The sequence below is a fragment of the Sagittula sp. SSi028 genome, assembly GCF_048553715.1.
Lineage (GTDB): Bacteria > Pseudomonadota > Alphaproteobacteria > Rhodobacterales > Rhodobacteraceae > Sagittula.
In genome coordinates this window covers 1-6,003 of sequence record NZ_JBLZNC010000029.1, presented here as the reverse complement: position 1 = coordinate 6,003, position 6,003 = coordinate 1, and the positions used below count along the sequence as shown (strand labels likewise).

General features: G+C 53.9%; 1 protein-coding gene. It reads right to left on the bottom strand.

Annotated elements, in window-relative coordinates; translation table 11 throughout:
- Positions 1 to 5,564: DUF4347 domain-containing protein (locus ACN5AZ_RS18510; RefSeq protein ID WP_419430378.1), on the bottom strand; the 5,564-nt coding region annotated here is incomplete at its 3' end.
- Positions 5,565 to 6,003: the final 439 nt, after the last annotated feature.

Here is a 6,003-nt window from a genome sequence, read left to right as displayed (position 1 = left end):
GAGCCGATCACAAGCGCCGAAAGCCCCGAACCCGTGTCGTCATTCGCCTCAAGATCCAAAGACACCGCCGTGTCCTCAGCTGTCACATAGCTGTCTGGCGTCGCATCGGGGGTGTCTGTCACGGTGATGGATATAGTGCTGGTGGATTGTTCATCGTCATCCGGGGAGCTGGCCGTGCCATCCGTATCGACGACAGTATAGCTAAATCTATCGACACTGCCGACGAAATCTTCGGCGGGTGTGAATGTCAATGTTGCGAATTCAGCCGCTGTCAGACGGAAAGGGCCTGAGCCAGGTGTCAAAGTCAGTATCGATGTGCCCGTGTCATAGCTCAGTGAGCCTTGCATAAGGGGCGGTAATTCGTCTAAAACGAATTCAGCGGGTCCATCGCCAAGCGCGTCAAAATCGTTGTCCGTCGCATTGACTAAAATCGCTACATTCTCGGGTGTTTCCAAGCGGTCATTGCTAGTATCGGGAACACCGTCGACGGTAATGTTGAGCGTACTTGTTGAGGAAACACCGCGCGCGTCGGTGACTTCATATGTGATGGTCGGAACAGGGCCAAAGTAATTCGCCGCTGGTGTGAAGTGATAGGCACCGTTCCCGCGTATTCTGAGTTGACCTATTTCGCCGTTCGCGTCGGAAAGGGTAACGAACGTGTTCGGGCTGAAGGCAGTCTGGGTGCCAGACCCGTCAATGTCGGCCGAAAGACCGCTAACCCGTAAGGAGTCACTGTTCGGGTCCGTGTCATTGGAGAGCAAGCCAACATTGCGATTCACGACAAGGGCGGTGTCTTCGAATGTTGTGTTTACATCGGGCGTCAGGACAGGAGGGGCGTTGAGGAACACGCGGTAATCTTCAACTTCGCCGTCAACCGCAGCAGTGCTAAGCACCGGCGAGCCAGAAGCATCCAGCGCACCAGGCGTTGTTGCGGAAATCCGGTCGTCCGTGGAAATGCGGAAACGCATGTAGGTTTGCGCCTCGGTGGTGGAAATGGTCGCAGGCACTGTAAAAACAAGGTCGGATGACAGGGTCCAACCACCTGCGCCATCTGACACAACGTCTGCCACGTCATAATCCACGCCTTCGCCGGTTTCAAATACGCCGTCGGCATCCCAGTCGATCCACGCGTGAAGCTTGGCAGTGGTGGCACCACTGGGATTGCTGATCGTAAAGTCGCCGGCCGAGATTGTGTAGGTGTCACCGCTGGCGGCGGGAATAACCAAAGAGCCAGAGTAGCCGTCTTCGTCGTCAAAGCCGGTAACCTCGTCAGCCTCGGCGGAAACGTTTTGCGTGCCTGCGACTTCACCGTCGGTAATTTCCGTGCCAAGCTTAACACCGACAGGGTCAAGGTTGTGGGTTGCTTCAACATAACCAGGTGCATCGCCGCGATCAAAGCCCTTGGCGGCGAAGGCGTCAAAGGTGCTGAGCTGCTCGGAAACACCGACGTCGGTAACAGTGCCCGTGGTGGGGGCGCCCACGACACCGCCCGTGGTGTCGTAATCAAGTTCGATCTGGATTATGGTGCGTTCTGTCCCTGCTTGACCGCCGTTGTTATAGAAAAAAAGACGCCCTGCCAGATCGGACCACGCGCCGCCAAAACCGCCACGGACTGATGCATTAGGGGTGCTTGTGTCGGGAACGGTGGTAACGACGCTGGCGTTAATCTCTGTTGCAATGCCGCCCACATACGTGACCTCATAGCGCACGAGGTTGTTGCCCTGAATACCGTAAAGCGCCCCGTCTTGCCCGAATGCCAGATCGATCGCGATGTTTATATTAGATGCAACCTCGGTAAAGGAAAAACTGTCGCCAGCAGCAAGCCCTTGGAGGGGTTCCACAATGGCCAGTGTATTGGGACCTGTTCGTGTAAAGTACGTACCATCATCACCAATAACGCCAGCGTTCGTGCTACGAATCGTAGACCATGGATCTCCTGTCGGATCCGTATTGGTTGGTTGACCGAGGTCGACATATTCTCCGTCTGCGCCGATGCGAATAATTGATCTAGCGGTCACACCTGATGACAGGCCATTGTTGACAATACCATAGCCGTATTGGTCGTTGATGTTAAACCCTGTGGCGTTGACGTTAACATCCATTTGAACTGCGTTTTGCAGCTCATATTCGCCTGTTGTATTGTTAAATCGGACGACTTCGATGGTAGAGGCTGTGCTGCCATTCGCAGCAGAGAAAGTGTAGCCTTCGCCCGTGATTTGGAATTGAACGAGGTTCAAATCCAACGTCGATCCCAGAATCGTGGAGCTGAGCTGGCTGTCAGCGACCGAGATGTCAAAGGTCCGCTCGCCCAATGTGGCTTCGACGGCGTCATTGGAATATCCGATGCCTTCCAACAAGGCGTTGAAATCATCAGTCGCCGCAGGTCCGCCACCCGTGACAGTGATCACCACGTCAGTTCCGTCATAAGCCACATCAAAGCTTTGCCCGTTGATCGAAACGGAACCCGAGACAGGCGTGCCGTCTAACGCAATATCCACCTGTGACCCATCAGTTCCGAAAACGGTCAGGCTTTCGTCTGCTCCGTCTGCGTTACCGCCTGGCGTAATCGTCAGGGTTTCGAGATCATCGCCGTCGCTAGATATGACGCCACCACCCGCCGGTACGATAGATGCGTTTTGTGTCCCAGCAGAAATGAGCGTGTCATAATTGCCGTCATCAGCACCCAAGGACAGGTTGTCCGGGTCCAAATTCACCTCTGGTGTATCGTTTGTGAGGGTGACCGTCACACTCGCGGTTGCGGTTCCTGTGCTGCCGCTTTGATCTGTTAACACAAAGACGAACTCGCGCGTGATCTGCTCGGCATTGTCGTTTTCGTTACGATAAGTGAGGTCTTTGATCAGGCTCGTAAGGTCGGCCTCGTCTACAGGGCTGCCTGTGCTGCCAGTTGCCTGAACCGTAAAGGTAAATCCGTTATAGCTAACATCGAAAGTAGTGCCGCCATAGGTGACTGTTTGGACAGCCGCCGCTGCTGCGTTCAAAGGATAGTCAAAGCCGTTCAGGGTGACGATCTCGTCTTCGCCTTCAGGGTTGCTGGGAACATCGATGGTTAATGTGACGATATCGTCTTCGGTCAGGCTGGATATATCGGCGTTTGCATCAACAAGGCTAACGGGCGTTCCTGGTTGCGTAACGCCGCTGGCGTCAACACCTTCCTCTACAAATGTCACGTCCAAGCCGCGGTCGGCATCGTTAATATCTGAGGCTGAGTTCAGGTCGATAATCGGGTTGTCGTTAACGGCTGCGATGCTGATTTCGACGGTTGCAGTATCAGTGTCACCGTCAGCGTCCGTAACAGTGTAATCGAAAGAGAGGTTGTTGCCGGTGGTCGTAAAGAAGAAATCCGCAGGCTCGAAAATGAGCGAGCTCGCCTGATCAAAAGTCAGAACCGGAGGGTTGGCCGGATCAATGTCTGTGCGAACGCCATTGTTCAAATAGGTCAGCACACCCGAGGTCACCGGTGGCAGGTTTGTCAGCTCGACCACCGTGGGTGTGTCGCCCGAGGGGTTCGTGTCGTTGTTAAATAGAGCGATGGTAACGTTTTGGTTTTCGATTCCCGCGAACAAGTCATTGCTCAGCAATGGCACCGAGTTGATGTCGATTGTAACGGAGGCTGTGTCGACGCCGCCATTGCCATCGGTGATTTCATACTCAAAGGTCGCGGTTTGCGCAGTATTGTCGTCGGCAAAGGTCAGGTTACCTGCGCCGTCCCAGCTGACCGTGCCGCCGGTAACACTGATGTCAAAGGCAGCCCCGTCCACAAGCCCGACCCCGTCAATAGAGCGAACCGACAGACTGTCGCCATCTGCATCCGCATCATTCCCAAGAAGATCAAGGGGATTGCCAGTGGTGCCTTGATCCACAGCAAAGGTATCGTCACCCGCGACCGGATCGGGATTGACTTGAGAACCAGGCAATGTGCCGGCTGCGGGTGGCGTGAAGGGCACCGCTTGCGTGTTGGTTGGCGCGTTGGTCTGGATGTCAAAAATGTTAGCGCCTGTGGGCGAGTTGTCGACAAAGTTGATCGTTTGGCCGCCAGTGCCATCAAAATCGCCTGTGTTCGCCGTCAGCCCATCAAAGCTGTAGGATCCGCCGCCGTCAACTTGGCCCGCATTTTCAAAGTTAAAGCCGGTGACCACGGAATCCGGACCGCCCGTAAACGTGCCATCGTTCAAGAAAATGCTGGATCCGCCGGTTACAAAAATAAATCCGTCATTGGCAAAGCTGTTGGATTTGTTTTCAAACAGAGTAGCTGCTTCGAGGCTGCCGGTGTTAGTTACGGCGGATGTATCATTTATTTCAATGATTTGAGTGGCATCAATATAGCCGCTGTTGACGATATCGCCCTCGGCGCTCAACGTGGTTAGGGTAACCGAACCGCTATTGCTGAATGTCGTGTCTTCCTTGGTTTCAAGGTCTTCGTTAAAGGTCAGCGTGCCCGCATTGGTGAGGATGGAGTCCTTCTCCAGCGTCAGTATCTCCGAAAAGATGATCGTGCCGCCAGCAAAGTTGGACAATTCTGCTGTATCGTCAAAACCAGCCGAACCCGAGAACACCAAGTCGCCCGAGTTTTGCAGGGTAAAGTTTTGCTCGAAGTTAACGTCATCAATAACAGCGGTGGCGCCAGCTTCTATGATTAACGTCCCTCTCAGACCGTCAAAACTGGCGGGTTCGAAACTTGCGCCTGCCTCGACGGTGATGGTTGTATTCGGGCCAAATCCGTCAATTTCACCTGTGTAAGTGCCGCTGGTGATCGTCAGTGTATCGGTGCCGCTTAGGGTGTAATCGGTGTCTGTACCCGCATCCGTAAAGTCGGCTAACGTTCCGCTAAAGGCCGCCACCGCCAAAGTATCGGCTTCGATTGCGCCAACATTTGCTTCAAGATCCCAGTCCCCACCAAGGGCCGCTGAACCGGTCTTATCGTCAGAGCCGACAACATCTGCGCCTGTCGCAACTGCCAATGCAGAAAGCGCATCTTCAGCGTCGGCAAAATCACAGCCGTAGATCAGGATATCGCCACCAAGGGCCATTTGGCCACCGATGCGCTGCAGAGCCTCAAGCTCCGCAATGGATAGATTGGTGGTTTCCAAGCGGTCGGGGCCAAGCTGGATTTCGCCTGGTTCACCGTGCGAAAGAATATGCAGCGCATCAATACCTTCTAGGCCCGACAGGCCTTCTTCGATCTGCGCCAATCCGCTTGAATTGCCGTCTAGTGTAATAAGATGCGATCGCGCTGGAACCGCTGCAATAAGATCTCCTGCATCTGCAACCTGCCCGTCGATGACATAGACTTCGAGACGCTCACCTTTAGGTTCGATATGAGCCAGTGATTCGGCAAGATGGGTGTTGAGATCGCGGTTGGTAAAAGCCTCTTCAGACCCGCTGTTGTGGTTGCCAATCGTGTCAACTGCTTCAGCACCAAATGCGGCGTCGAAAACGAGGCGAGGCTCTAAGGTTTGGAACCAACTTAGCGAGGTATTGCGGTCGGGCTTGTGTGTCTTTTGAGAAACGTTCACCGGTTTGTCAGATGTGTTCTGCTCTACCATTTTTTACGTCCCTGATGCCTGTCATATGGTACCAATATCATACCACTTCTACGGTTAAGTGTGCCACGTATAGTTGACTCAAATAAACCCAAGGTAGCATTGAGAGGTGGATAGTCACTGGGAACTGAGCAAGTTTTTCCCCAACAGGCAAGAGATAGGTGGTCAAAAGGACTCGGACTGCTTTGCCCCCTGAAAACTGGACCGTTTAAAGCTGGAGTTTTCGGCTACTTGCTGTGCTACCGGAAGTGTCCCCGCTTGGGGTTAGATTTTCCGCCGTTTTATCACACAGTCGGGCTGGATGCGTCTGGCAGTTTCATGAGCGCAGCTGGGGGTAATCCCCCCCGATCTTAAGGGGATGCGGAAGTAGAATTTTCTCGGCAGGATGAACGAGGAGATTCCGATGAAGAAGACACGTTTCACAGAAGCCCAGATCATGGCT